Below are 21,404 nucleotides of genomic sequence, written 5' to 3'. Positions count from 1 at the left end.
GTACGCCTTCATTCACGAGGGTTGGCGCTCGCTTTCTCATTTCTCCTTCTCCTGCAGAAAATCAGGAGGATTTCTCATCCGGGATGTCGAATGAGTGCTTAAAACATAAGGTTGTTGAGCAATAAAATGCAGATGGCCAATAAGGGGGCACGAGGATGAACATTCATAAGTTCGTGATGCCCGAAGTGATTTTTGGTAACGGTTCCATTCATCAAGTAGGGGAAAGTTGTCTAAGGCTTGGTGCGACAAATGTGTTGATTGTCAGCGATCCAGGTGTTACGGAAGCTGGTTGGCTCGATGTTGTCATTAAGAGTTGCAGGCAAGTAGGATTAAAATACACGACATTTTGTGATGTAACAATAAATCCAAAGGACGAAGAAGTAAAAAAAGGCTGTGAAGCATATCTTGAGAATGAATGCGATGCTATCATTGGAATCGGTGGAGGCAGTTCTATTGATGCCGCAAAGGCTGTCGCCATTCTTGCTACAAACGGGGGACAAATTCATGAATATGAGGGAGTGGATAAAATTCAATTGCCCCTTCCTCCTCAAGTGATGGTTCCAACAACAGCAGGGTCAGGATCAGAAGTATCCCAATTTTCTGTTATTGTTAATACAAAAGAGAAAAAAAAGATGACGATCATTTCCCGATCTCTTATTCCTGATATTGCAATTATTGATCCAGAAACATTGTCGACAAAAAGCGCTCATTTAACTGCCTCAACAGGATTAGATGTTTTAACGCATGGCATTGAGGCGTATGTAAGTCTAGCAGCTACACCGCTTACAGACGTTCAAGCTCAAAACGCTATTTCTTTAGTAGGAAAATATTTGCGCCCTTCTGTCGCCTCTAAAATCAACCAAGAGGCAAAAACCAATATGGCAATGGCGAGTTTGCAGGCAGGATTGGCTTTTTCTAACGCGATTTTAGGCGCTGTTCATGCAATGTCCCATGCTGTCGGGGGAAGGTATCCTCTTCTTCATGGGGATATAAACTCTATATTGCTTCCGCATGTGATGGAGTTCAATCTGTTGGCGAATCCGAAAAAATTTGCTGATATTGCTTGTTTTCTCGGAATGGATACTCGTGGCATGTCTTATATGGAAGCGGGAAGAAAAACAATTGAATATGTAAAACAATTGGCAGAGGATATTGGGGTGCCACAGCGATTATCTGATATAGGAGTGAAACAAGAAGAAATACGGAAAATGAGTTTGGTTGCCTTTCATGACGCATGTATGATCACCAACCCTCGTGATATCACTGTAGAAGAAATTGAAGGAATATTCAGAAAGGCGTGGTAAACAAAATGAATGACCGGCAACAGCTCATTAGCCTTTTAACAGGAGTTCAATCTTCGAAAAAAAGTTATTACACAGAATTAAAAAAGATGGTGATAGAGTTAAAAAAGAAAAATATGCAGTTGGAGATTATTAACGATATTACCAAAAGTTTTAATATTGATATGTCAATGGATGAAATGTTAAAAAATAGTATAGATAAATTGAAAACAATTTTTCCAGTGGAACGAATCAGCTTATCGTTATGTGAAAATCATAAATTAGTGTTAACAAATGTATATCCCGCTCACTCTTTGTATTTTCCTATTGGTTTTGTTTTGCCAAAAGAGCGATCGCTCTATTGGCAAGTCATACAATCGCTCGAAAAAATTTTTTATCAAATAGAAGAGGACGAAGATTTGTATGTCGAAGTAGCTGTATATAACGCCTTGGGAATTCGCAGTGTGTTATTGATCCCCCTTATTAGCAAAGGGAAGGTGATCGGGGTACTGAGTATAGGAAGCAAGGAAAAAGTGGTGTATGATGAAGATGATCTGTCCTTTTTTCAGCAATTTTGCGACCAACTGGCAGTTTGCATTGAAAATGCCCGTCTTTATAATGAAGTACTTACCAGTAAAAAAGAATGGGAAGAAACGTTCCGTGCTGTTTCAGAAATGATATTCCTCATCGACCTAGAAGGGAATGTTTTGCGATATAACGATGCAGCTAACGAATTTTTTCAAGGTGACTTGTATAAAAAGGATATATGTAAATTGTTATCAATCAATCCGAAGGAAAGCCCGATCGTGGAAATTTTAGAAACAAAAAAACCTGTTCATCGGCGTATTCACATCCAACAGCGGGTATGTGAATTGCGTTCTTATCCCGTCTTAAATGAAAAACAAAATATGTATGCTGTTATTATGTATCTCAATGACATTACTGAAAAATTGCAGATTGAAGCCCAACTTGTTCAATCAGGAAAGTTAGCTGCAATTGGGGAAATGGCTGCTGGAATTGCGCACGAATTGAATAACCCTCTCACCGCCATTCTTGGCAATGCCCAACTGTTGTTGAGGTCTTTTTCAAAAGATGATCGTATATATAAACTGCTATTTGATATTTATTCATGCGGGAAGCGTTGTAAAACTATTATTCAAAATTTATTAACATTTTCAAGGCAAGATGAATATAGATTCGAGGACTGTTCTATAAATGATGCCGTTGAACAAGTATTAGGGTTAATTGGTGATCAAATTTGTAAACAAAATATTATTATTCAAAAAAGATTAGACGTTTCCATTGAATTGATTGAGGGAAACGTACAACAGATAAGCCAAATAGTTTTAAATTTATTAATAAATGCTAAAGATGCGCTTGAAGAGATAGATATTCCAGAGAAAATCATTGTTATAGAAACAAAGTCGATCGTTGAAGCTGGAGAGCATTGGGTTGTTCTATCGGTTCGTGACAACGGAAAAGGAATAGAAGAACAATATTTACAGGAGATTTTTAATCCATTTTTTACAACGAAGAGGCCAGGGAAGGGAACCGGACTTGGGCTGTCTGTCAGTTTAGGGATTGCTGAGGCGCATGGTGGAACGATTGAGGTGGTCAGCGAACTTGGTAAAGGAAGTGAGTTTATATTAAAACTTCCAAAAAAGAAATAAGGGGGGAGATGAGTGGGGAATATTTTAGTTATTGATGATGAAAGGGAAGTTGGGACGTTTTTCCAACATTTATTAGAAGGAAGAGGGAACAAGGTTAAGCTTGGATTTAGTGGGGAAGATTTTTTTCAGTTGATTCAACAATACAAGTTTGATCTTGCTTTCATCGATGTGAAACTTCCAGATGCAAATGGTTTAAATTTATTAAAACAGTTAAAACGCTCATGTCCTTCTTGTAAAGCTGTTGTAATGACAGGCTATAGCACAGTAAAGACAGCGGTTGAAGCGATTAAACATGGAGCAAACGACTATATTGAAAAGCCGTTTGACGATATTGAACAGTTAGAGCGATTAATCGATGAATTATTAAGTGATGGTCCTCTTTCATCCCAAGATGATATGTATAAGCTGGCTGAGACGCTCGGTTTCATTGTTGGAACAAATAAAGAGATGAATGATTTGCTTAAATTGGCTTATAAAATTGCGAAAAAAAATGTGAACGTGTTGATTGAAGGAGAGACGGGGACTGGAAAAGAAGTGCTCGCTCATTTTATCCACAACGCGAGCATGCGCTATGACCAGCCTTTTATTGGGGTGAATTGTGGCGCTGTTTCGGAAACACTGTTAGAAAGCGAATTGTTTGGACATGAAAAAGGAGCGTTCACAGGAGCGGTAAAGGAGAAAAAGGGGATTTTTGAAATTGCTAACCGTGGCACGTTATTTTTAGATGAAATTGGAGAAGCGTCTCTCGCGACGCAAGTAAAACTGTTAAGAGTGCTAGAAACAGGGGAGTATATTCGCGTCGGGGGTGAAACGATCCGCAAAACGAATACACGCATTATTGCTGCTTCGCATGTCAATCTGGCAAAAGCGGTCGAGGAGAAGACGTTTAGAGAGGATTTATTATATAGATTAGATGTTGTGAAACTTACCATTCCTCCGCTTCGAGAGCGGCTCGAAGATCTTCCAATTTTGATTGATTATTTTTTAAAAAAACTAAATACACCTCTATCGTTTTCAGAGGACTGTATTTCCCGTATGAAACAGTATCATTGGCCGGGGAATGTGAGAGAATTGTATAATGTTGTTAAAAGGGCGATAACTCTAGCGGAAGGAGAAACAGAGGTGATCACCGTTGATTATTTGCCGGAGAAGCTTAAGGTTCCGTTGCATTTAGGGCAAGTGTCGAATAACAAGCGAAGTACAAAAGATGAAGTAGAAGACTTAGAAGCTTATTTGCAAAAATGGATGAATGGTGTGCTAGCACTATGGAAAAACAGTGATCGATTAGATCTTGAACAAGTAATATCTTCAGTGAAAGAACTAGAAACTAAAATCGGCCGATCTTTTGTAATGAAAATGTTAAAAGAAACGTTAGGAAATCGTAAAGAAGCAGCAGAGCGATTAAATATCAGCGTACGAACATTGAGATATTTATTAAAAGAAAAAGGAGCTGATCCAAAAGCGTAAACGACTTTCGGATCAGCTTTTTGTTGCTTGATTGATCAGAAAAATCCTAATGGTTTTGGATTGTAGCTAACGAGTAAATTTTTCGTTTGTTGATAGTGCGCTAACATCATATGATGGGTTTCACGGCCGATCCCAGATTGTTTATATCCTCCAAAAGCAGCATGGGCCGGATAAGCATGGTAGCAATTTGTCCAAACTCTTCCTGCCTGAATGCCTCTTCCGAAACGGTAAGCCAAGTTGATGTTTCTCGTCCATACCCCGGCACCAAGGCCGTACAACGTATCATTAGCGATCTCCAAAGCTTCCTGTTCATCTTTAAATGTTGTCACTGAGACTACTGGACCGAAAATTTCTTCTTGGAAAATACGCATTTTATTATGTCCTTTAAATACGGTTGGCTTGATATAATACCCGTTTTCGAATCCAGGGATTATGTTTTTTTCGCCGCCAATTAGGCATTCGGCGCCCTCTTGTTTTCCAATATCAATGTATGCAAGAATTTTTTCCATTTGTTCTGCTGAAGCTTGTGCTCCCATCATTGTGCTTGTATCAAGTGGATTTCCTGTTCGAATCTTTTTCACGCGTTCAAGAGCGCGCTCCATAAATTCGTCATAAATGGACTCATGGATGAGAGCACGAGAAGGGCACGTACAAACCTCGCCCTGGTTTAAAGCGAACATGACAAATCCTTCAATCGCTTTATCTAAAAAGTCATCGTCTTTTTCCATTACATCAGGAAAGAAGATGTTTGGGGATTTGCCGCCCAATTCCAGTGTAACAGGAATAATATTTTGTGAAGCGTACTGCATAATCAGCCGCCCTGTCGTTGTTTCACCGGTAAATGCGATTTTGGCGATACGTGGACTAGAAGCTAATGGTTTGCCAGCTTCTAATCCGAACCCGTTGACAACATTGAGCACTCCAGGCGGCAACAGATCACCAATCAACTCCATAAGCACCATAATCGATGCTGGAGTTTGTTCAGCTGGTTTTAGCACAATGCAGTTTCCGGCAGCAAGCGCAGGAGCAATTTTCCATGCTGCCATCAATAATGGAAAATTCCATGGGATAATTTGCCCGACAACGCCGAGTGGTTCATAAAAATGGTACGCGATCGTATCGTCGTCAATTTGGCTGATTGTTCCTTCTTGAGCGCGTATGGCTCCAGCGAAATAACGAAAATGATCGATGGCTAAAGGAAGGTCAGCGTTTAATGTTTCACGGATTGGTTTGCCGTTATCCCATGTTTCGGCAACCGCTAACATTTCTAAGTTTTCTTCCATTCGATCAGCGATTTTATTTAAAATCAACGCTCTGTCAGCCGGTGATGTTTTTCCCCAAGCTTCTTTTGCCGCGTGTGCTGCATCTAACGCCAATTCAATATCCTCAGCCTGCGAGCGTGCTACTTCACAAAATACTTCTCCTGTTATGGGTGTAATATTTTGGAAATATCGACCCGAAATAGGCGGTATCCATTCTCCGTTAATATAGTTATCGTATCTTGTTTTGAATTGAACTTTTGCATCTTTTTCGCCTGGTTTGCTGTAAATCATTTGCATTCTCCTTGTGTCATAAAGTTTCAGAAAGATGTTTAAATTAAGCTATTTTCCATTCAGATATACTCTTATGGCCATTGCGTCTTATAAAGTAGCTGCTCTTAGGGGAGGGGGAATCGTCCCCTAAGAGCTTGATATAATAGGCACCGTAATGTTTTCTAGAAAGCAGATGATAGGCGTTGTGGTGGAACAGGTCGATTTCTCAAAATGGGAAACCTTATGATATCAATCCACTCCTAAACCAAAAACAGACAATGCCGAAAAAATCGCTATTTTCCATCGTTCCTCTAGGAAATTTAGGGTTGTTCTTCTGCTGCTTTGTGTTACATTGTTAAAACAACGCGGCCATTGATTTGACCTTTTTCCATCCGTTCAAATACTTCGTTAATTTTTTCTAATGGTACCGCTTCCACAATAGGGCGAACTTTTCCGCGTGCGGCGAAATCTAGAGCTTCTTGCATATCTTTTCGTGTACCGACGATCGAACCTTTTATCGTAACGCCATTTAATACAGTGTCAAAAATAGGAATCGGCAGTTCATCGTGAGGCAGTCCAACTATGACAAGGCAGCCGCCGCGTCGCACGGATTGATAAGCTTGTTCGAACGCTTTTTTCGTTACAGCAACGCTAATAGCCGCTTGTACTCCGCCTACTTTTTCACGAATGGCTGCTACAGGGTCTTCTTGCAATCCATTGATCGTAATATCAGCACCCAACTTTGCCGCAAGTTCTGCCTTTTCATCACTGATATCAACAGCAACAACATTTAATCCCATTGCCTTGGCATATTGAAGAGCAATATGGCCCAATCCCCCGATTCCATAAATAGCGACCCATTCGCCAGGCTTGGCATTTGAAACTTTTAATGCTTTATACGTTGTGACCCCAGCACAAAGAATAGGAGCAACTTGTACGGGATCGAGGTTTTTAGGAATTCGTGCGACATAATTGGCCGGGGCTTTGCAATATTCTGCATAACTGCCATCGACAGAGTATCCACCGTTTAATTGATGTGGACAAAGTGTTTCTTGACCGCTTAAACAATATTCACATTCACCGCATGCTGAGTATAACCATGGAATGCCAACACGGTCGCCAATTTGGATTGATTTCACTCCCTCACCGATCTCAACAACAATTCCTACCCCTTCATGACCAGGAATAAGTGGAAGTTTCGGTTTTACCGGCCAATCCCCATGAGCCGCATGCAAATCGGTATGGCAGACGCCACAAGCTTCAATTTTCACAAGCACTTCGCCATATCCTAGTTTTGGTTTCTCCACTTCTTCAATTTGAAGTTTTTGCTTGAATTTGTGAACAACGGCGGCTTTCATTTCTCACCATCTCCTTATAAAGTTTTTTGGTTTCGCCTACTATGAAACGCAAAAATCGTGCCAAGTAATAATGGTGAAGAAGAGGGGGTGGTGATAAAGTGAAAGAACATTTAAAACAAGCAAGTTCTCAATTTGAAAAGTCGACTTCCTCAGAATTTGCGAATAAACGGTTGGAAGAAATAAACATGCTTCAACAGCTCCTAAAGAGATTTGATAGGGGAAGCGTGCCAAGATTTCGTCCATTTTCTCCAAATGTTCGGCAATTTTGTTCGAAAATTCGAACTTATCAAATGAGTGTCCCAAAAGAGATAGGACACCTTTTCTTATTGCCGAATAACGCATGAACTCTCTGCTCGAAGATGATTGTGATGAGTGTTTGAATATTTGGAAAAAGGAAGAGGGGGAATGGAAAGAGAAGTATAAAATATTACCTCACCTTGATGAAAGGGGTCGAAAACATGCATAAACACTTGCCCATGGAAGAAGATGTGATGGATTTGCTCATTGGTGGTTTTTCCGGCGTGATGTTGGTCGCCATCATAACGGTTGTTTTTCTTTGGCGGAAGGACCGGCCGCGTCGTTCCGCATGGCATTGGATTTTTGCTCATTTTCTGCTGTTCTCTATTGCCGCCTACTTTGCATTGAGAGCAATCAAGTTTGATCTTACCCATGTGCAGGCATCCGAAGAAATCTCCCTCCTTCTTGGCAAGGCGGGGCTGGCGTGGGGAGTGGGGATGGTTTGTTTGTTGGTCGGCATTGTGAAACTTTCCAGACGATGACCACGATTTAGATCGGTATGATTGTAGAGAAACGCCAAGCTGCAAAAAAAAGCCATCCGCCTTTATCGACTGACGGTTCTGAGGGGCGGATGGCGTTTGCATGATCATTCGAATCAGAAGCTGCTTATGTTGTTTTTCGATTTCTTGGTATGGTCAGTGTTTTCCAGTTGTTTGCGTTCAGCTGTTTCGCGATATAGACGATTTGCCCGATATGATACGAATAATGGTACATTTGCCGCTCAATGGCTTCGATGACGGAATGGGGTTCGCCGCGGATCGTGACTGTCCGCAACAAATCCGTTTTCGCCGAAAGGGTGCGAAATGTGAGGGATAACGTCCGCTCTTTTATACGTAGCTTCCGATTTTTCCGTTTTTTCTCGCCCAATGCCATTGTTGCTTCAAGACCAATGAGCCCATGGCCAGCCATAATAGCGAGATGCCGAGAGCAGGAAAGAATACGGGCCATCCTTCATTCACTCCTTGCACGGCCCAAGAAAGGGGAGAAAAGTAGTTGAGAATATGAAACGCTGTCGGCAATAAATTTGAAGATAGAAAAAAACCTGAGAAGATTAATAAATAATAAAGCAGCACCTCGGTAACGGCTCCGACTTGTTTTAAGCGAAGGGACAGTCCTAAAATGAACACACCGATTCCCGTCATCCCGATTAGGCTTACGCCGCCAAATACGACGATCTCCGTTATCATGGATAATATTCCCGAGAGAATTTCGGAAAATCCAATCATCAAAGCCGCACAGATGAAAAAGAGCACTACCCACACGGATGATAATGCGATTTCCGCGATCACTACGCCCATTAAAACTTGCCATGGGGGAGTCTTGGTGGAAAGTACCTGCTCTGCCGTGCCGAGATACGCTTCCTCGATCACCGTGTTGCCGAGCTTTGAGATCAAATGAGCGCTTAAGTACCAAAGGCTGAAACCGAACAGTTTGAGCGTCGCTTCCTTTCCGGTTTGTATCGGGCTTGCGTACAGCGTACCGAGAAAAAAGACAAATTTAATGATAAGGCCAACGGTAAAATCGAACCAATACCGACGATACTCTGCCCTTTTTTTCAAAAAGGACGCCCATACTACATTCAAGATTTGCAGGGGCAACCGACTCACCTCCTTAGACGGATAGGTTGGAACGAATAGCGGCCAAAAAATGAGTTTCAAGATCGGCTGGAGTTGAAAAATGTTCTTTCGTGCCGCTCCAAACGATTTTTCCGTCTTGGATAAAGACAAACTTATTTCCAACGGCGTGGGCAAAAGGAATATCGTGGGTGGTGATGAGAACGGCTTTCCACCATTGGTTTTCTTCCGTTAACATGGTTCGGATATGATGCTGCGACTCAACATCAAGGCCAAGAGTTGGCTCATCAAGGAACAAAAACGGCGCTCCTTTCATTAAGGCGATCGCAAATGCCAGTTTTTGTTTCATCCCACGTGAAAGGGTTTGGGTAAGACGCTCAGCGTATGGGGTTAGATTCAACACGGCCATCATTCGTTCGGCTCTTCGTTTTGCTTCAGCACGACTCCATTTGTTCAGCAAGCCGAAGTATAAGAGATTTTCCAAAACAGTTAAATAAGAATAGGAGTTGTCAGCTTCTTCAAATACGACCGCAATCGACTCGCGCGCTTCATCTGGATGGCGGACAACATCTACTCCATTGACATAGATGCTGCCGCTGTCTGGTGCAGTAAGCCCGATGATGCATCTTATTAAAGTAGTTTTTCCGGCTCCATTCGGCCCTAAAAGAATAAGTCGATCCCCTTCAACCAGTTCAAGGGAAACATTATGTAATACTTGGCGGTTTGGCGGATAGATTTTGTTTACGTCTTGCACGGCAATCATTTTTTTCTACCCTTTCCATTTAATAAGCTAGGGTGGTCTTGAAAAATCTTGAGGACCACCCCAAAGGATTATTACCAACTCGCAGGGACTTGAGACGGAGCATGTTTTAGTATGTCGTCACTTGTAGGAATAGGAGGGACCACCGTAAGAGAACCATGTCCTTCCAGTCGATAGAAAAGCTCTGTAGAAATACTGGTGGAAAGTTCAATAGCTATATCAATTTTGCACCACATATTAAATGGTCTATGATTTTTTCCACCCATATTCTCTTTCCCCTTTAGTGTATTATACAAAAAAAACAAAAAAATGTAAATATTTAAAATTAACGTGACATTAGAAACCGATCAAAAATACACGCCAAGACAGGGATTCCGTGAGCTTGTGTAAAAAGAGGGGCGTTTTCCGTGAAGTCGTCGTCAACACCACGCTTTTTTGAGCAGTTTTACTCCAAGCTCAATATCCTCGAGCGACAAGCCGCTAAAACCGAGCTTGATCATGGGTCGGTCTGGCCGTTGGTTCACAAAATAGCGCGAAGTGGGATACACTTTTACCCCACACGATAGGGCGCGTTGAAGTAGCTGTTCTTCTGAACAATCGGAATGAACTTTGATTAACACGTATAAACCGGACTGTTCGCCAATAATGGAGATCATATCCCCAAATGCTTTTCGCAGTAGTGATGTTAAATGCTCCATTTTTCGTTTGTACACGAGGCGCATGCGTTTAATATGGCGGCCCCATTCCCCCTCCTCCATAAATTTGGCCATCGCCAATTGGCTGAGGATGGACGCAGTGCTTTCGAAAAGGCGAAACTGCTGCTGATAACGGTACAAAAGCGACGGCGGCAACACCATGTAGCTTAAGCGAATCCCAGGCAGAAACGATTTTGAGAAATTGCCCAGATAAATGACTTTTGTGGAATCAATGGAAGCAAGAGCAGGAAACGGCTTTTGCGTGTAACGGAATTCGCTGTCGTAATCGTCCTCGATAATATAGCCATCGACGTTGTTCACCCATTGAATGAGCCTGTGCCGTTGCTGGATCGGCATGCTGACTCCCATCGGGCTTTGATGTGAAGGGGTGACATAGATGAGCCGCGATCGCCTGTTCTCGAGCGGTGAAAGATCGATGACGGTTTCGGAAACAGGCACCGTTTCCAGCTGAAAGCGGTGAAACAAAAACGCTTCTCTGGCGCCGTCATAACCAGGGTCTTCGACGATCACGCTGTTGAACTCATCTTTTAGAATATGGCCAAGGGAGAGAAGCATTTGCTGTGTGCTGCTTCCAATGATGATGGCGTTTGGCTCTGTGATCACCCCGCGGGATTCGAGAAGATAGATGGAGATTTGTTTGCGCAAGCATAATTCCCCAAACGGATCCCCATAGCAAAAACATCCTTTGGCTGCCAATACTTGATTGGAAATTCTTCTCCATGCTTTAACGGGGAAATGATCGGCATCGACGGTATCGGCGCGAAAATCGACAACAACGGACGTTGCTGCTTCCCTTGCCGATTGGCGTGCAGAAATGCGGGCTTTTGGAATGAAAAGAGGTTCCACTTCATTGGCAAAATACCCTTTTCGTTTTTCCGCACGAATATATCCTTCAGCAACAAGCTGTTCGTAGGCCATTAAGGTGGTGTTGCGGCTCACATTCAACGATTCAGCAAGTTGACGGATCGAGGGAAGTGGTTCATTCGCCTGGATGTCGCCTTGTTCAATCATCGATTTTAACTTTTCGTAGATTTGTTTGTATTTAGGCAAGCGGTCATGTAGAGCAAAAATGATCGTTTTCATGTCCATCCCTCTGACATGTTTATTTTTTTGTTATTGTCCCTTTTTCTATGTCAAATTTAGTTATATGATACATCGTAAAGATTCGATTGTTAAGTTGGAAAAAGTGAAGGGGGGATTTAATGTATATTCCGAAGGATTTTGCCATCAACGATGTGGATGTCGCCTATCAAGTAATTAAGGAGAACAGTTTTGCCACCTTGGTGTCGATGCATCAAGGGGAGCTGTTTGCCACCCATTTGCCGCTGTTGCTCGATCGAGAGAAAACGTGTTTGTACGGCCATTTTGCCCGTTCGAATCCGCAATGGAACGACATTCAACATCAGACGGTCTTGGCGATTTTCCACGGTCCGCATTGTTATATTTCTCCTTCTTGGTATGAAACGAACCAGGCGGTGCCAACATGGAATTATGTGGCCGTCCATGTGTATGGGAACGTGGAGTTGATCGACGATGAAGAAGAAATCATGCAGTCGCTGCACGATATGGTAGAAAAATACGAAGCACCGGGCAGCCGTTACCAGCTGTCAGAGGTCGATTCTAGGATGCTGTCCGGCATGAACAAAGGAATTCAAGCTTTCAAAATCATCATCAAACGAATCGAAGGAAAAGCCAAGTTGAGCCAAAACCATCCTGCACACCGACAAGAACGGATCATCAAGCAGCTCGAGCAAATGCCATTTGAAAACGAAAAGCAAATCGCTTTCTTGATGAAAAAGCAACAGCAGTGAAATAGAAAATGAAGGAGTGAGATGTGATGGATCTTGCGGCGATCGGTGTGTTTATAGTGGCAGCCACGGCGCTACTCATCGTCCCCGGACCGGCAGTATTGTACATCATGGCTAGGAGCATGAGCCAAGGAACGAAAGCAGGGGTTGTATCGGTGCTCGGCGTAGCTTTTGGGGGCGATATTTGTTGTTCTCGCCTTGCTGAATGACAGCTTGTATGCCATGTTGGCCGCGGGCATCCGCAAACGGCTGGCTGCCAAGAAAGGAAGTGTGAAGGTGATGAACCGGGTGGCGGGCTGTTGTTATATCTTGTTAGGACTATTCTCCGCCTTGGCGAACCCTTCGAAACCGTAAGGAAATGGAGGAGTGAATGATGACACGTTTTGTTGTTGAAGACGATGTTTGGGCCATATTTCCCCATGCCAAAATCGGTGTGGTCGTTGCCCAAGGGATTGACAACAGCATCAAGAATGCCAGTGTTTACGAACAAATGCTGCGGGAGGCGGAGAAAGAGGCGCGGAAATTCCTGGAGTTTGAAGAATTGAGCCGCAACCCCGTCATCGTTGTTTGGCGAGAGGCGTTTCACTAAACAAGAAAAGCGGATGGAGGCTTGCCTCATCCGCTTATCGATAATTCACAAACTGCACCTCAATCGGCAAATCGGCTTCGCGAATGGCGGCGATCACTTTTTGCAAGTCGTCTTTGCTTTTGCCGCTGACGCGGATTTGGTCGTCTTGCACTTGGCTTTTCACTTTCAAGCCGGTGTTCTTGATGATCGTGGTGATTTTTTTCGCGTTTTCTTTGTCGATCCCTTGGACGAGCTTGGCGCGCTGGCGCACTGTGCCGCCTGCGGCCGGCTCGATTTTGCCGTATTGGATGTTTTTCGTCGCCACCCCGCGTTTAATGAGCTTGCCGATGAGCACATCTTTCAGTTGCTCAAGCTTAAACTCGTCGTCGGAGATGAGAACGAGCTCGTCTTTCTCGAGCGAAATATCGCTTTTGCTTCCTTTGAAGTCATAGCGCGTCTTGATTTCTTTCATGGCGATGTTGATGGCGTTCGCCACTTCCGCCAAATCGACTTTGGATACGATATCAAACGAACTTTCTTTCGACATACGTGACCTCCCGGGCGTGTGATGTACTTTCATTATAGAAAAAGGTGGGAGGAAAGACAACAATGACCAAAGGGGCAAGAAGGTTAGTTTCGTCCTTTATCCGGAAGAGGCCGGCATGTAGCACCATGCTGAAAGCGGGACTTGATGCAGGGGAACAATGTGAAAAAGGCGGTGTTTCGGCCGCCTTTTTTGTCATTTTGCTCACAAATGATCCGTCTTCTTCGAATACGCGAACTTCCCGGCTTCGCGGTTTTTTTCGCGCATCATGTTTTTCTCATGGCGCTTCGCTTGGTTGTCGCGTGCTTTTTTGTCATTGTCGCTCGTGTTTGGCATCGGTAGCCCTCCCTTGTTTCGATCGTCCATCATTAGTATGCGGCAAATGGAAATGAACTATATGGAAATAGGGGAAGGTAGTTTGTGGAAAGATAAATGGAGAATTTTTCTTCACAAATGGTTCGCCACAGAGTATAATTAAGTACAAAAATAGAGATAAATGTTTGTAATAGGGTAAATATAGGTGTTTAACGATCATTTTTTATCTAAAATGTTCGTAAAGGGGAATGAAAAATGAAACGAAAACCGTTTGTCCCCTTCAAGCTTCCTCTTAGCGAAGATGTCGTGAATCAAATGCGTTTTCTTCGCGAATTGATCGAAGCGAATAAGGCGATGGTTGAGTATCAAACGATGCTGCGGCATTCAAAGCTGCACCCGCGATTTCTGCTCAGACCGATCATGCTGAAGGAGGCGGTGCAGTCGACGAAAATTGAAGGGACACAAGTGACATTGGATGAAGTGATGGAGACTGAAGCACAAAGCAGAAAAGCGAACAGCGATGTGCGAGAAGCATTAAACTATTATGAAGCATTAGTGGCAGGGATGGATGCGCTGAAAGAGATCCCCATTTCGACTCGGTTGTTTAAGCAGTTGCATCGAATTTTGTTGTCAAACGATGTACGCGGATCCCATCGGTCGCCAGGGGAATTCCGAAGGGTGCAAAATTTCCTCGGTCCGGAAGGATGCACGATTGAAACCGCCACTTACATTCCTCCGGAGCCGCATCTTGTCAATGAGTATATGTCAAATTTAGAGAAATACATTCATGAACCGAACGATGATTATGATGAATTAGTGAGAGTAGCCATAATTCATGCGCAGTTCGAAACGATTCATCCGTTTCTTGACGGAAACGGTCGGATTGGAAGAATTTTGATTCCGCTCTATTTGTATAGTAAGGGTGTCATCGATTACCCGAACTTTTTTGTCAGCGATGTGCTTGAACGGGATAAGCACAAGTATTACCGCTATTTGAATGATACCCGCTACAAAGGCGACTGGACGCAATGGATTCAGTTTTTCTTGCAATGCGTCCATTTACAAGCAAAACAAAATGTCCGATTGATTCAAAAAGTAAACGATTTGTATGAAGAAGATTTGGAAAAGGCAAGCGCGCTTGTGAACAGCCAGAATATTCGAACCGTTGTCAATGTCATGTTCCAGCACCCGATTTTTACTGCGAACATGATGGCGGCGTTGACCGGTTTGCCGGAAGCAACGGTTCGGCGCTATTTGAATCGGTTTGAGGAGCAGCAACTCATTTTCTCGGATGGCCGGATGCGGTCCAAAACGTACTACTACTACAACCTTCTTGATCAACTTCGGTAATGAGGGCAGGCGCCTGTGTTGGGCAGGCGCCTTTGTTTCGTCCGGCGGGAAAGATGTCAGATCTCAATATATTTGTTCAGAAAAAAGAGGGCAATCGTCCCCGGTCCGGCGTGGGCGCCGATGGTGCTGCCGATGTCGGAGAGGAAAAAGCGCGTGCAGCCGTGTGTTTCTTCGATCATCCGCTTCAGCTCAAGCGCCGTTTCTTCATCATCGGCGTGGCTGATGCCGATCGTTTGCTTTTGCAGGTCATCGCCGCGCTCGCCCATCAACTCGACCATGCGTTTCAACACTTTTTTCCGCCCGCGCAGTTTTTCAAGCGGAATAAGCGCCCCGTCCTCGACGTGGAGAAGCGGCTTGATGTTGAGCAAGCCCCCAAAGGCCGCGGCGGTTTTGCTGATGCGTCCGCCGCGCGCGAGGTAGTCCAAGTTGTCAACGGTGAAAATGTGCTCCATATGGCGGCAATACGCCTCGATCGTTTCACAAAGCAAGTTGTACGGCGTGTTTCGCTCCGCCAGCTCGACTGCCTTCATGACGGCGAGCCCTTGGCCGAGCGAAGCGCATTTCGAGTCGATGATTGTCAGGCGAAATTCTGGATATTCATCAAGCAGCTCGCTGCGCACCGCTATCGCTGTCTGGTATGTACCGGATAATTTCGATGAAAAGGCGATGTAAAGGCATGGCCGGTTTTCTTTGGCGTATGGCAAAAACAGCTCCTTCATCGCCAGCGGGCTTGGCTGTGCCGTTTTCACCGTATGCCCCTGGCGCATGGCGTCATATACTTGCTTCGGCTCGATTGTGATGCCGTCTTCGTAATCTTGGCCGTTCCAATGAACGACAAGCGGCAAAAAGGCGATTTGATGCTCGCGAATGTACGATTGAGGCAAATCCGCGCCGCTGTCGGTGATGATTTGAATGGACATCTTTCGTCCTCCTCTTTTCTTCTTTCGTGTTCCCCACGGCTCTATCAGATGAACGAACCGTTTCCGCAGGTGAACGGCGATTCATGTTTCTATGTTCAGTGTAGCGGTTTTCAGCTCAGAATACAACGGAAAATCGGGGACGAGAGAAAAAAACAGCTGCGGGAAGCCCGCAGCTGTTATTGAGTGAGCTCATCAAGCTCAGCTTGAAATTGACGCAACTGCGCTTTTTCTGCCGTGTTGGAATGCGCGTACGCGGATGACAAGGCGTTTTTGGCGATGGCAACAGCGCGCTCGACGCTCATGTCGATCTCGCCGCTTTTGGCTTGTTTCGCCTGTGCGACTGCTTTGCGCGCCTCTTGAAACAGACGGTTGCCCATCGTTATGCCCCTCCAAGCGACGTTTCCACCGCTTTTTCCGCTTTGCGCGCTTCCGCCTCGGCGTACGTCAGGTGATAAGGGATTCGCTTGTCATGCCGTTCGACTGCATCGACGCTTTGCTGGACGAAACGCTTCGATTTGTTTCGTTTGCCCATGACCGATTCCCCCTTTAAAAAGTTGAAGACGCGCGTTGCGTCACGTATAGTGTAACCGCCGCCAGGGAACAGTAGTAAGGAAATTCGTTACAAACCGCCGTTCGTCGCTCTGAAAGCGGAAATCTGCTTGACACGACAGGAAAAAATCAATGCAAAAGCGGAAAGAAGTGGTTGGGAGGCGCGAGAAGCCTCCCGTAGCAAGGGGGCGGCAGGGCTACAGGCCTAGAAGATCTTGTAAATACAAGCCGATACCGTCTTCTTCGTTGCTTTTCGTCACATCGTCAGCGACCGTTTTCAATGACTCGATAGCGTTGCCCATGGCGACGCCCAGCCCGGCCCAATCGATCATTTCGAGGTCGTTGTCTTCATCGCCAAAAGCAATGACGCGCTCCTTTGGAATGCCGAAGTAGTTGGCGACTTGTTTTAAGCCCGCGGCCTTATGGACGCCATGGCGGATGATTTCAATGACATGCCACGGTTCGCTCCAACGCCGTTGGTGGATGACGTTGGCGTACACATTCGCTAAGTGTGATTGAATCCGCTCGATATGATCATCGTCTGTGTACACGAGCACGCTCGTCGGATCTTTGCCGAGCGAGCGGCGCAAATCACCGATTTCCACGGTCGGGTTGCCAAGGCGGACGATGTCAAGCAAGACGTCGTCGTGTTGATGAAAATAAACATTGTCTAACACTTCGGCCATCATATTCTTGATTCCATAGGATTCGCTGATTTCAACAATGTCTTTGACGACCGCAAGCGGCAGTGGGTAATGGTGCATGCCCCACGACGGCTGGCGCGGATGGTGGACAAACGCACCGTTGAAATTGACGATCGGCGTTGCAAGGCCAAGTTCTTCGTAGTACATGGAGCTTGCCCGGTACGGGCGGCCGGTGGCGATGACAACAAAATGGCCGACGTTGATGGCGCGGCGGATGACGTCTTTGGTAAATGGGGAAATCGTTTTATCCTCTTTGAGCAACGTTCCATCCAAATCCAACGCGATTAAATACGGCTTCATGTCCGACTCCTTTGCCCTCGTTATTCTTTACACTACATAGTGTAACTCTTTTCCAAAATCGCTGTCCATATGGTAAACTATACAGCGATGGAAAAAGAAAGGGGTTTGTGCAACCATGGTGATCATTGAACAGGAACAGTTGGCCGGCGTGCCGGTTCTTCACGTTGTCAAGCCGGAAAAGCGGGACGAACGGCTGCCGCTGATTTTCTTTATCCACGGCTTTACGAGCGCGAAAGAGTATAATTTGCATTTCGGCTACTTGCTTGCGGAGGCGGGCTACCGCGCTGTGCTTCCCGACGCGCTGTTTCACGGTGAGCGGGACGAAGGCTTGAGCGAACGGAAATTGCAGCTGTCGTTTTGGGACATTGTCGTGCGCACGATCACCGAAATCGAGGAGATGAAAAACGACCTTGTCAGCCGCGGATTGGCGGATCCCGAACGGATTGGGCTCGCTGGGACATCGATGGGCGGAATCGTCACGTTCGGCGCGCTCGCCGTCTATCCGTGGGTGAGGGCGGCGGTGGCGCTCATGGGCTGCCCGAACTACAGCGCCTTTTTTGATGAGATGATTGAAGAAGGAAAGCGGCGCCAAATCGACATTCCGCTGCCGCCGACGCTGCTTGCGCTCGAAAAAGAAAAGCTCGCCCGCTACGATTTATCCAAGCAGCCGGAAAAACTCGCCGGGCGGCCGCTGTTCATCTGGCACGGAAAAGCCGACCAAGTCGTCCCGTATGCTTATACATATGAGTTTTACAAGCAAATTAAACCACTTTATGAAGGAAACGAAGACCGGCTGCAATTCATCGCCGACCCGCACGCCGGCCATAAAGTGACGCGTGAAGCGTTTTTGGAGACGGTGCGCTGGTTTCGCGAGCATGTGTAAGCAAAATCGGCAATGAGGAAACGAACATGTTTGTGGTCAGCTAAAACGTGCTTCACAAGAGGAAATCCGCTTTTTAAACAAAAAAGGCGGATTTTTCGTTTGAACACATTTTTTATTCAAATGAATATTTGAATATAAGGGGGAGATATGCTATTCTATATTCAAATGAATATTTGAATATTGGCAAGGAGCGAGAAGGAATGCACCGTCATGATGTTTGCGACGTTTACTGTTATGACGAAGAGAAGGTCGAGCGGGTTCAGCGGCGGCTTCGCGATGAACCAATTGCCGAGATTGTCCCTTTTTTTAAGGCGCTTGCCGATGAGAACCGAGCCAAAATTGTGTATGCGCTTTGCGGTGAAGAGAAGCTGTGCGTCTGTGACTTAGCGAACGTGATCGGGGCGACGGTGGCGACGGCATCGCATCATTTGCGCATCTTGTACAAACAAGGAATTGTGAAATATCGAAAAGAGGGGAAACTGGCCTTTTACTCGCTGGATGACGACCATATTCGCGAGCTGCTGCTTGTCGCGCTCGCCCATCGGAAAGAGGGGGATGGCCGTGGGGAATGAACAAACATTGGATCGGCTTGAGGTCAAAACATACCGCGTGCAAGGACTAACGTGCACAAACTGCGCAGCTAAGTTTGAGCAAAACGTGAAATCCTTGCCCGGCGTGAAAGAGGCGAAAGTGAATTTCGGCGCCGCCAAGCTCACCGTTTGGGGCGAGGCGACGATTGATGAGCTTGAACAAGCGGGAGCGTTTGAACAGTTGAAAATTCGTGAAGAACGAGAGCGCACGGTTCAGCGGGAGCCGTTTTGGAAGCGAAAAGAAAATCGAAATGTCTTCGCCTCTGTGGCACTGCTTCTGTTTGGCGTTGCGGCGGATGCGGCAGACAAGGGGATGCTGGCGATTGCGATGTATTTGGCGGCGATCGTGATCGGCGGCTACTCCCTGTTCTGGACGGGGCTCCGGAATCTGGCCCGCTGGCAGTTTGATATGAAAACATTAATGACGATCGCTATTCTCGGTGCGGCGGCGATCGGGGAATGGCAAGAGGGAGCAGTCGTTGTCATTTTATTTGCCATCAGCGAAGCGCTCGAGAGCTACTCGATGGATCGAGCACGGCGGTCGATCGCATCATTGATGGAGATGGCACCTGCGGAGGCGACCATCCGGCGCGGCACGGAGGAAATGACCGTTCCGGTCGAAGACGTTCGCGTCGGGGATGTCATGATCGTCAAACCAGGGGGAAAAATCGCTTTGGACGGCATTGTCATAAGCGGCGCCTCGACAGTGAATGAAGCGGCGATCACCGGCGAAAGTCTGCCGGTGGAAAAAGCAGTGGGAGACGCAGTGTTTGCCGGGACGCTGAATGGAGAAGGATTCCTCGAAGTTGAAGTAACAAAACATGCGGATGAGACGACATTGGCGAAAATGATTGATCTTGTAGAAGAGGCGCAAGCGGAGCGGGCGCCGTCGCAAGCGTTCGTCGACCGGTTTGCTCGCTATTATACGCCGTTTATTATCGTGACCGCGCTTCTGATCGCCATCGTTCCGCCGCTCGTGATGGGCGGGGAGTGGCTTGATTGGATTTACCGCGGTCTTGCCGTTCTTGTCATCGGCTGCCCGTGCGCGCTCGTCATCTCCACCCCGGTGGCGATTGTCACCGCCATCGGAAACGCGGCTCGGCGCGGTGTGCTCATCAAAGGCGGCGTGCATCTCGAACAAATCGGCCGGCTGCGTGCCGTTGCCTTTGATAAAACCGGGACGTTGACGAAAGGGAAACCAGCCGTGACCGATGTCGTCGTGTATGAAGGAACACGTGAGCAGCTGTTGGCCATCGCCGCCGCCATCGAAAAACGGTCGCAGCACCCTTTGGCTTCTGCCATCGTCCGCAAAGCGGAAGAAGAGGGAGTACCGTTTCTTGACGCGCCGGTTGATGCGTTTCAGTCGTTGACCGGAAAGGGAGTCAAGGCCGCTGTCGGAAGCGAAACGTATTATATCGGCAGCCCGGCCTTGTTCACCAGTTTGATCGGGAAGTTGCCCGATGAAGCGGAAAAGCAAATCTCTGCCTTTCGGGACGAAGGAAAAACCGTGATGGCCGTCGGCACGGCCGATCGGCTGTTGGGGCTTGTCGCCGCGGCCGATCAACTGCGGCCGTCCGCCCCGGAAACGGTTGCCGCGCTGCGGCGCCTTGGGGTGGCGGAAGTGATGATGGTGACGGGCGATCACGAGCAAACCGCACAGGCCATCGGCCGTCAAGCGGGCGTATCCGATATTCGCGCCGAGCTCCTTCCGGAACAGAAGCTGGCGGCGATCCGCGAGCTGAAAGAACGTTGCGGCATGACCGCCATGGTCGGCGACGGGGTGAATGACGCCCCTGCCTTGGCCGCGGCCGATATTGGTGTGGCGATGGGCGGGGCGGGAACGGATGCCGCCTTGGAAACAGCCGATGTTGTGCTCATGGCCGACGATTTGCGCCAGCTGCCGTACACCGTCCACCTTGGGCGCCGAACGCTTGCCGTCATCCGGCAAAACATCGCCGTCGCCTTAGGGCTTAAAGTGCTGGCACTCGTGGCCGCCGTCCCGGGCTGGCTCACCCTTTGGCTCGCGGTGTTCGCCGACATGGGCGCGACGCTGCTAGTGACACTCAACAGCATGCGCCTATTGCGGGTGAAGGAATGAGACGGGGCTGCGGGCAGCGAGATACATCGTCCAACTTAGAAGAAGTGCATTTGTCCTCTCTCATGAAATGCGTGGAAATATGGGTGCTTTCTGACGATGAGAGACGGTATAATGAAGAGGA

At 46.5% G+C, this 21,404-nt stretch carries 21 protein-coding genes and 3 pseudogenes; 12 read left to right on the top strand and 12 right to left on the bottom strand.

Features of this window, described 5'->3' with window-relative positions; genetic code table 11:
* The first annotated feature begins 155 nt into the window (after positions 1–155).
* The 3 genes from ETC02_RS05470 to ETC02_RS05460 are packed head-to-tail and all read left to right on the top strand — an operon-like array spanning position 156 to position 4,417.
* On the top strand, positions 156–1,304 hold the full coding sequence (locus tag ETC02_RS05470; protein WP_011230230.1) for an iron-containing alcohol dehydrogenase: 1,149 nt from the start codon (positions 156–158) through the stop codon (positions 1,302–1,304).
* Positions 1,305–1,309: 5 nt separating this feature from the next.
* Positions 1,310–2,950, top strand: coding sequence for a GAF domain-containing sensor histidine kinase (locus tag ETC02_RS05465; RefSeq protein ID WP_011230231.1), 1,641 nt, complete (start codon positions 1,310–1,312; stop codon positions 2,948–2,950).
* A gap of 12 nt (positions 2,951–2,962) precedes the next feature.
* Positions 2,963–4,417, top strand: a complete 1,455-nt coding sequence (locus tag ETC02_RS05460) for a sigma-54-dependent transcriptional regulator (protein ID WP_011230232.1) — start codon at positions 2,963–2,965, stop codon at positions 4,415–4,417.
* Positions 4,418–4,452: 35 nt separating this feature from the next.
* Here ETC02_RS05460 and adh read toward each other — a convergent pair whose 3' ends face one another.
* Entirely contained in the window at positions 4,453–5,970 is a 1,518-nt protein-coding gene (gene adh / locus ETC02_RS05455) for an aldehyde dehydrogenase (RefSeq protein ID WP_011230233.1), read from the bottom strand.
* Positions 5,971–6,296: 326 nt separating this feature from the next.
* Positions 6,297–7,307, bottom strand: coding sequence for an alcohol dehydrogenase AdhP (gene adhP, locus ETC02_RS05450; protein WP_011230234.1), 1,011 nt, complete (start codon positions 7,305–7,307; stop codon positions 6,297–6,299).
* Positions 7,308–7,405: 98 nt separating this feature from the next.
* Here adhP and ETC02_RS05445 point away from each other — a divergent pair, with 98 nt between their 5' ends.
* Both ETC02_RS05445 and ETC02_RS05440 read left to right on the top strand, forming a co-directional pair.
* The gene (locus ETC02_RS05445; protein ID WP_128082655.1) at positions 7,406–7,651 is read left to right on the top strand and encodes a phospholipase D-like domain-containing protein; all 246 of its coding nucleotides are present in this window, start codon (positions 7,406–7,408) and stop codon (positions 7,649–7,651) included.
* Positions 7,652–7,765: 114 nt separating this feature from the next.
* Positions 7,766–8,086: a hypothetical protein gene (locus ETC02_RS05440; protein ID WP_025038928.1), complete on the top strand. Its 321-nt coding sequence runs from the start codon at positions 7,766–7,768 to the stop codon at positions 8,084–8,086.
* Between the two features lie 124 nt (positions 8,087–8,210).
* Here ETC02_RS05440 and ETC02_RS05435 read toward each other — a convergent pair.
* From ETC02_RS05435 to pdxR, 4 genes and pseudogenes are all read right to left on the bottom strand, one after another.
* Positions 8,211–8,429 (bottom strand): annotated as a pseudogene (locus ETC02_RS05435) (DUF1572 family protein); the annotation flags it as partial.
* Between the two features lie 2 nt (positions 8,430–8,431).
* Positions 8,432–9,211 (bottom strand): ABC transporter permease, encoded by a 780-nt coding sequence (locus ETC02_RS05430; RefSeq protein WP_371810094.1) that lies wholly within the window; start codon positions 9,209–9,211, stop codon positions 8,432–8,434.
* 4 nt (positions 9,212–9,215) lie between these two features.
* Entirely contained in the window at positions 9,216–9,941 is a 726-nt protein-coding gene (locus tag ETC02_RS05425) for an ABC transporter ATP-binding protein (protein WP_050368320.1), read from the bottom strand.
* A 416-nt stretch (positions 9,942–10,357) separates the two neighbouring features.
* Complete coding sequence (pdxR, locus tag ETC02_RS05420; RefSeq protein WP_050368767.1) at positions 10,358–11,737, bottom strand: MocR-like pyridoxine biosynthesis transcription factor PdxR; 1,380 nt, start codon at positions 11,735–11,737, stop codon at positions 10,358–10,360.
* Between the two features lie 119 nt (positions 11,738–11,856).
* Between pdxR and ETC02_RS05415 the strand changes: the two genes are divergently transcribed.
* From ETC02_RS05415 to ETC02_RS05410, 3 genes and pseudogenes are all read left to right on the top strand, one after another.
* Positions 11,857–12,465 carry an FMN-binding negative transcriptional regulator gene (locus ETC02_RS05415; protein ID WP_050368321.1) on the top strand — a complete coding sequence of 203 codons (609 nt, stop codon included), beginning with the start codon at positions 11,857–11,859 and terminating at the stop codon, positions 12,463–12,465.
* 26 nt (positions 12,466–12,491) lie between these two features.
* Positions 12,492–12,816 (top strand): annotated as a pseudogene (locus tag ETC02_RS17655) (hypothetical protein).
* Positions 12,817–12,835: 19 nt separating this feature from the next.
* Positions 12,836–13,045: pseudogene (locus tag ETC02_RS05410) on the top strand (B3/B4 domain-containing protein); the annotation flags it as partial.
* Positions 13,046–13,085: 40 nt separating this feature from the next.
* Here ETC02_RS05410 and ETC02_RS05405 read toward each other — a convergent pair.
* Both ETC02_RS05405 and ETC02_RS05400 read right to left on the bottom strand, forming a co-directional pair.
* Positions 13,086–13,577 carry a YajQ family cyclic di-GMP-binding protein gene (locus ETC02_RS05405; RefSeq protein ID WP_050368324.1) on the bottom strand — a complete coding sequence of 164 codons (492 nt, stop codon included), beginning with the start codon at positions 13,575–13,577 and terminating at the stop codon, positions 13,086–13,088.
* A gap of 201 nt (positions 13,578–13,778) precedes the next feature.
* Positions 13,779–13,910 (bottom strand): DUF3941 domain-containing protein, encoded by a 132-nt coding sequence (locus tag ETC02_RS05400; RefSeq protein WP_008879040.1) that lies wholly within the window; start codon positions 13,908–13,910, stop codon positions 13,779–13,781.
* Positions 13,911–14,144: 234 nt separating this feature from the next.
* Here ETC02_RS05400 and ETC02_RS05395 point away from each other — a divergent pair, with 234 nt between their 5' ends.
* A complete protein-coding gene (locus tag ETC02_RS05395; protein ID WP_050368325.1) occupies positions 14,145–15,239 on the top strand; it encodes a Fic family protein in 1,095 nt (364 codons plus the stop codon).
* A gap of 56 nt (positions 15,240–15,295) precedes the next feature.
* Here the strand turns inward: ETC02_RS05395 and ETC02_RS05390 are convergent, their stop codons facing one another.
* The 4 genes from ETC02_RS05390 to ETC02_RS05375 form a co-directional block, all read right to left on the bottom strand.
* Positions 15,296–16,159 (bottom strand): DegV family protein, encoded by an 864-nt coding sequence (locus tag ETC02_RS05390; protein WP_063210205.1) that lies wholly within the window; start codon positions 16,157–16,159, stop codon positions 15,296–15,298.
* A gap of 176 nt (positions 16,160–16,335) precedes the next feature.
* Positions 16,336–16,536: a DUF3813 domain-containing protein gene (locus tag ETC02_RS05385; RefSeq protein WP_015374102.1), complete on the bottom strand. Its 201-nt coding sequence runs from the start codon at positions 16,534–16,536 to the stop codon at positions 16,336–16,338.
* A gap of 2 nt (positions 16,537–16,538) precedes the next feature.
* Complete coding sequence (locus ETC02_RS05380; RefSeq protein ID WP_015374103.1) at positions 16,539–16,691, bottom strand: hypothetical protein; 153 nt, start codon at positions 16,689–16,691, stop codon at positions 16,539–16,541.
* 214 nt (positions 16,692–16,905) lie between these two features.
* On the bottom strand, positions 16,906–17,712 hold the full coding sequence (locus ETC02_RS05375; protein ID WP_050368326.1) for a Cof-type HAD-IIB family hydrolase: 807 nt from the start codon (positions 17,710–17,712) through the stop codon (positions 16,906–16,908).
* A 115-nt stretch (positions 17,713–17,827) separates the two neighbouring features.
* Between ETC02_RS05375 and ETC02_RS05370 the strand changes: the two genes are divergently transcribed.
* The 3 genes from ETC02_RS05370 (at position 17,828) to ETC02_RS05360 (ending at position 21,283) form a co-directional block, all read left to right on the top strand.
* On the top strand, positions 17,828–18,595 hold the full coding sequence (locus ETC02_RS05370) for an alpha/beta fold hydrolase (protein ID WP_050368327.1): 768 nt from the start codon (positions 17,828–17,830) through the stop codon (positions 18,593–18,595).
* Positions 18,596–18,795: 200 nt separating this feature from the next.
* A complete protein-coding gene (locus ETC02_RS05365; RefSeq protein WP_050368328.1) occupies positions 18,796–19,167 on the top strand; it encodes an ArsR/SmtB family transcription factor in 372 nt (123 codons plus the stop codon).
* A complete protein-coding gene (locus tag ETC02_RS05360) occupies positions 19,157–21,283 on the top strand; it encodes a heavy metal translocating P-type ATPase (RefSeq protein ID WP_371810092.1) in 2,127 nt (708 codons plus the stop codon). Before ETC02_RS05365 ends, ETC02_RS05360 begins: the two co-directional genes overlap by 11 nt.
* The last annotated feature ends 121 nt before the right edge of the window (positions 21,284–21,404 follow it).

It is taken from the genome of Geobacillus sp. DSP4a, assembly GCF_013096875.1.
Lineage (GTDB): Bacteria > Bacillota > Bacilli > Bacillales > Anoxybacillaceae > Geobacillus > Geobacillus thermophilus.
This window is presented reverse-complemented; position numbering and strand designations above follow the sequence as displayed.

Excerpts from the sequence above, each read along its gene's own strand:
- ETC02_RS05385 (WP_015374102.1), bottom strand. The coding sequence starts at position 16,536 with ATGGGCAACCGTCTGTTTCAAGAGGCGCGCAAAGCAGTCGCACAGGCG.
- adh (WP_011230233.1), bottom strand. The coding sequence starts at position 5,970 with ATGATTTACAGCAAACCAGGCGAAAAAGATGCAAAAGTTCAATTCAAA.
- ETC02_RS05465 (WP_011230231.1), top strand. The coding sequence starts at position 1,310 with ATGAATGACCGGCAACAGCTCATTAGCCTTTTAACAGGAGTTCAATCT.
- ETC02_RS05405 (WP_050368324.1), bottom strand. The coding sequence starts at position 13,577 with ATGTCGAAAGAAAGTTCGTTTGATATCGTATCCAAAGTCGATTTGGCG.
- ETC02_RS05425 (WP_050368320.1), bottom strand. The coding sequence starts at position 9,941 with ATGATTGCCGTGCAAGACGTAAACAAAATCTATCCGCCAAACCGCCAA.
- ETC02_RS05470 (WP_011230230.1), top strand. The coding sequence starts at position 156 with ATGAACATTCATAAGTTCGTGATGCCCGAAGTGATTTTTGGTAACGGT.
- ETC02_RS05380 (WP_015374103.1), bottom strand. The coding sequence starts at position 16,691 with ATGGGCAAACGAAACAAATCGAAGCGTTTCGTCCAGCAAAGCGTCGAT.
- adhP (WP_011230234.1), bottom strand. The coding sequence starts at position 7,307 with ATGAAAGCCGCCGTTGTTCACAAATTCAAGCAAAAACTTCAAATTGAA.
- ETC02_RS05400 (WP_008879040.1), bottom strand. The coding sequence starts at position 13,910 with ATGCCAAACACGAGCGACAATGACAAAAAAGCACGCGACAACCAAGCG.
- ETC02_RS05415 (WP_050368321.1), top strand. The coding sequence starts at position 11,857 with ATGTATATTCCGAAGGATTTTGCCATCAACGATGTGGATGTCGCCTAT.
- ETC02_RS05375 (WP_050368326.1), bottom strand. The coding sequence starts at position 17,712 with ATGAAGCCGTATTTAATCGCGTTGGATTTGGATGGAACGTTGCTCAAA.
- ETC02_RS05365 (WP_050368328.1), top strand. The coding sequence starts at position 18,796 with ATGCACCGTCATGATGTTTGCGACGTTTACTGTTATGACGAAGAGAAG.
- ETC02_RS05440 (WP_025038928.1), top strand. The coding sequence starts at position 7,766 with ATGCATAAACACTTGCCCATGGAAGAAGATGTGATGGATTTGCTCATT.
- ETC02_RS05395 (WP_050368325.1), top strand. The coding sequence starts at position 14,145 with ATGAAACGAAAACCGTTTGTCCCCTTCAAGCTTCCTCTTAGCGAAGAT.
- ETC02_RS05390 (WP_063210205.1), bottom strand. The coding sequence starts at position 16,159 with ATGTCCATTCAAATCATCACCGACAGCGGCGCGGATTTGCCTCAATCG.
- ETC02_RS05370 (WP_050368327.1), top strand. The coding sequence starts at position 17,828 with ATGGTGATCATTGAACAGGAACAGTTGGCCGGCGTGCCGGTTCTTCAC.
- pdxR (WP_050368767.1), bottom strand. The coding sequence starts at position 11,737 with ATGAAAACGATCATTTTTGCTCTACATGACCGCTTGCCTAAATACAAA.